This window comes from Kribbia dieselivorans NBRC 106261, from assembly GCF_001552435.1.
Lineage (GTDB): Bacteria > Actinomycetota > Actinomycetes > Actinomycetales > Dermatophilaceae > Kribbia > Kribbia dieselivorans.
Map to the genome: position 1 here is coordinate 1 of NZ_BCRE01000235.1, position 4,338 is coordinate 4,338.

Annotated in this window: 4 protein-coding genes; 3 read left to right on the top strand and 1 reads right to left on the bottom strand. The window is 68.4% G+C overall.

All coding sequences use genetic code 11. The features are described from left to right. Positions 1-7 precede the first annotated feature (7 nt). A complete protein-coding gene (locus tag KD1_RS15120) occupies positions 8-988 on the bottom strand; it encodes an NAD(P)H-quinone oxidoreductase (RefSeq protein WP_068403297.1) in 981 nt (326 codons plus the stop codon). A gap of 54 nt (positions 989-1,042) precedes the next feature. Between KD1_RS15120 and dacB the strand changes: the two genes are divergently transcribed. From dacB to KD1_RS15135, 3 genes are all read left to right on the top strand, one after another. Continuing rightward, on the top strand, positions 1,043-2,335 hold the full coding sequence (dacB, locus tag KD1_RS15125) for a D-alanyl-D-alanine carboxypeptidase/D-alanyl-D-alanine endopeptidase (protein WP_068403299.1): 1,293 nt from the start codon (positions 1,043-1,045) through the stop codon (positions 2,333-2,335). Positions 2,336-2,583: 248 nt separating this feature from the next. Continuing rightward, positions 2,584-3,855 carry a type III sulfide quinone reductase, selenoprotein subtype gene (gene sqr, locus KD1_RS15130; RefSeq protein ID WP_068403301.1) on the top strand — a complete coding sequence of 424 codons (1,272 nt, stop codon included), beginning with the start codon at positions 2,584-2,586 and terminating at the stop codon, positions 3,853-3,855. Between the two features lie 20 nt (positions 3,856-3,875). After that, a complete protein-coding gene (locus tag KD1_RS15135; protein ID WP_068403303.1) occupies positions 3,876-4,190 on the top strand; it encodes a TusE/DsrC/DsvC family sulfur relay protein in 315 nt (104 codons plus the stop codon). Positions 4,191-4,338 lie beyond the last annotated feature (148 nt).

The following is a 4,338-nucleotide window of genomic DNA, read 5'->3' on the forward strand; positions in this document are numbered from 1 at the left end:
GGAGGGGTTACAGGGTCAGGAGGAGCTTGCCGATGTGCGCGCTCGACTCCATCTCGCGGTGCGCATCCGCTGCCTGCTCGAGCGGATAGGTGCGCTGCACGACCGGGGTGACCGCGCCGCGCTCCACCAATGGCCACACATGCTCACGCACGGCCGCGACGATCGTTGCCTTCTCGGCCGCCGGACGCGCCCGCAGCGAGGTCGCGATGACCGCGGCGCGCTTGCTCAGCAGCGTGTTGAGGTTGAGTTCGGCCTTGACGCCGCCGAGCAGTCCGATGACGACGAGGCGACCGGCGGTGGCCAGGGCTGTGACATTGCGCTCAAGGTACTTCGCTCCGACGACGTCGAGGATGACGTTCGCACCCGCGCCGCCGGTCGCGGCCGTGATCTCCTCGACGAAGTCCTGCTCGCGGTAGTTGATGAGGATGTCGGCGCCCAACGCGCGGCAGGCCTCGAGCTTCTCGGCGCTCCCCGCGGTCACCGCGACGGTCGCACCGACCTGCTTTGCGAGCTGGATCGCCATCGTGCCGATGCCGCTGGAGCCGCCATGCACGAGGAACACCTCACCCGGCTGCAGGTTCGCCGTGAGGAAGACGTTGGACCACACCGTGCACACAACCTCCGGCAATCCCGCGGCGTCGACGAGCGAGACTCTGGCCGGCACCGGCAGACATTGGGCCGCGGGCGCGACGGTGTACTCGGCATAGCCACCGCCGTCGATGAGCGCGCACACCTCGTCGCCGATCACCCAGCCGGTCACGTCCGCGCCGAGCGCCTCGATGACCCCCGAGACCTCGAGCCCGGGGAGCGCGGAGGCGCCGGCCGGCGGCGGGTAGAAGCCCTTGCGCTGCATGACGTCCGCGCGGTTGACGCCCGCGGCGGCGACCTTGATGAGCACCTCGCCGGCGCCGGGCATCGGGGTGGGCTCGTCGGTCGTGGGGACGAGGGCGTCGGCCTCGCCGGGCTCCGGGATGGTGATCGCACGCATGGGGGCAGCCTATGGTGGGGGTCGGGCCGATCGGCCACCTGAGGGGGAGTTCACATGTTCACGTCCGTGTTCGCACGCCGGAGTCTCGTTCGCGGCGTCATCGCGACGCTCGCCATGACATCCGGTACAGCCGCGGTGTGTGCTGCTCCGGCAGGTGCCGCGACGCCAGCTGCCACCGTCGCCTCGACACGCGCCACCGCCGCGTCCGCGGTCGCCACCTCTGATGCCGACGTGGCGTCCCGGCTGACCCAACGCACCGGCGAACTCGCCCTCGGGTCGGCGTGGTCCGGCCGCGTGGTCTCCGCCGACGGCAAGGTCATCTGGCAGCGTTCGGCCACGACCGGCCGCGCGCCCGGCTCCAACCAGAAGCTCGTCACCGCCTATGTCGCGCTGAGGCGGCTCGGCCCCTCGCGCACCCTGACGACCCCGGTGAAGCAATCGCGCACGAGCCCGTCACGGCTGTATCTGCGTGGCTCCGGCGACCCGACCCTGTCGACGAGCCGACTGCGCTCCGCCGCGTACCAGACCTCGAAGGTGCTCAAGAAGCAGAAGCGCACCAAGGTCTTCGTGCACATCGACGACACGCTCTTCCCGAAACCGACGAACGCCACCGGGTGGAAGGCGTCGTACGTACCCGGGTCGGTGGCGCCCGTGCGGGCGCTGGTCGTCGACGGGCGCAACAGCAGTGACACCTCGATGGACGCCGGGTGGGTGTTCGCCCAGCAACTCGGCCGCTACGGGATCAGCGTCACCTCCGTGACCCGGGCGAAAACCCCATCGCGCGCGATCACCCGCGCGAGTACGACCTCTCCGAACATCGGCACGATGACGGCGTCGATGTTGCGCCGCAGTGACAACGACTACGCCGAGGCACTCTGGCGCCTGGCCGCCAAGCAGGGCGGGTACGCCACGACCTGGTCCGGAGCGCGGTCGAATGCGCTCGCGGTGCTGAAGTCCGGCGGGATCTACCGCACGAACGTCCGCGTCAACGACGGCTCCGGGCTGTCCGTGTCGAACCGGTTGACGGCGCGCACAACCACCGATCTGCTACGCCGGCTGCGGTCGTCACCCGCGATGCGTCCGTACGTGTTCAGCTCCACCGGGCTGCCGGTGGCCGGCGTCAGCGGCACCCTCACGGACCGCTTCACCGGCGTGGCGTCGTGCGCGCGAGGCAAGGTGCAGGCGAAATCGGGCACCCTGAACGGCATCACGGCGCTGTCGGGTGAGGCCACCGCGGCGGATGGCCGTCGACGCACGTTCGCGTTCCTCGTCACCGGGGTCGCGAACGAGGCCGCGGTCAAACCGATGCTCGACGAGTTGGCGGCGATCGTGCAGGGCTGCCGCTGACGGACTCCCGCGGGTTCGAGGTATTCCGCGTCGGATTCACGACGCGTAATACCTCGAATCACGGGAGGAGGGCGACCTCGAACCGCGGGAGGAGGGCGACCTCGAACCGCGGGAGGAGGGCGACCCCGAACTGGCTGGTGAGGCACGCCTACCGTGACGCACGAGACTCCGCCGGTGTGTGCATTGACCCCTCACGCGTATACCCCCCGCCGTATTATCGAGGTATCCGCTCCACGTCAGGAGAAGTCATGTCGTCCCTGCTCATCCTCGGCGCCGGCACCGCCGGAACCATGGCCGCGAACATGCTGCGCGACAAGCTCGACCCGTCCTGGTCCATCACCGTCGTCGACCGGGACGATGACCACGTCTACCAGCCCGGGCTCCTCTTCGTCCCGTTCTGGATGAAGCCCGATCGCGTCGTCAAGGACCGCAGATCCTTCCTCAAGGAGGGCGTGACCTACCTGCGGCGCGAGATTGCCAAGGTCGACCCGGCGGCGCACCGCGTCGATCTCGTCGGCGGGGATCACCTCGGCTACGACTGGCTCATCATCGCCAGCGGGTCGCGCGCCCGCACCGACCTCGTGCCCGGCATGGCCGACGGAGCGCTGTTCCGCACGAAGGTGCACGATTTCTACACCCTGGAGGGGGCCGTCGCCCTGCACGAGGCGCTCGACAACTTCACTGAAGGCCGGATTCTCGTTCACCTCGCCGAATTGCCGATCAAGTGCCCGGTGGCGCCGCTGGAGTTCACGTTCCTTGTCGAGGATTACTTCCGCAAGAAGGGGATTCGGCACAAGGTCGACATCACGTACGTGACTCCGCTCGATGGGGCTTTCACCAAGCCGGTGTCGTCGAAGGCGTTCGGATCGCTGCTCACCGACCGCAGCGTGCGCCTGGCCGCTGACTTCACGGTTGAGCGTATCGACAACGAGAAGCAGCAGTTGATTGGTTACGACGGGCGGGCGTTGCCGTTCGACCTGCTCGTGACGATTCCGCCGCACACCGGAGCGCAGTTCGTCATCGATTCCGGATTGGGCGACGAGGGCGGGTTCATCCCCGTCGACAAGCACACCCTGCGCGCCGACGTCTCCGGCCGGATCTTCGTACTCGGCGATGCGAGCAACATCCCGGCGTCGAAGGCGGGATCGGTGGCGCATTTCGCGACCGAGGTGTTCATCGACAACTTCCTCGCCGCGATCGAGGGCAAACCGTTGCCGAATGCCTTCGACGGGCACGCCAACTGCTTCATCGAGTCCGGCCGCGGGCAGGCCATGCTCATCGACTTCAACTACGACACTGAGCCCCTGCCGGGAATGTATCCGGCGCCGCTCGTCGGCCCGATGACGCTGCTCAAGCCGAGCCGCATCAACCACGTCGGCAAGCTGGCGTTCGAGCAGATGTACTGGCGGATCCTGCTGCCCGGCCACAAAATGCCCGTCCCCGCGCTGATGTCGATGGCCGGGAAGAAGGCCGTCAACGGCTCGACGCCCGCCGCCGCGTCCGCCCCCGCCGCGCGCTGATCCGCAATGAAGGAGAAGAGATGCCCACCAACACATTGAACGGCCGGTCCTTCGAGGTCGACGAGGAGGGGTTCTTCACCGACAGCTCGCAATGGAGCCCCGAATTGGCCACCGACCTGGCCGCCCTCATCGGCGTCGAACTCGACGAGGCGCACCTCGCGCCGATCCGCTTCATGCGCGAGGACGCCGCCGCCAACGGCCCCACCCCGACGCTGCGCCGCCTCCAGGCCGTCGGCGGGTTCGACATCAAGGAGCTCTACCGCCTCTACCCGGGCAAGCCGGCCAAGAAGATGTCGTGGCTGGCCGGCCTGCGCAAGCCCGTCGGCTGCGTCTGACCAAGGAAGTCCACCATGAGCACTGACATTCGCTCGACTGAAACCCGTACCTCCGACCGGACCGCGCGTCCGACGATCCCGCCCGGTTTCGTCATGCCGGACTTCGGCGACCACCCGACCCACGGCGCTCCGGCCGGTGACACCGCGA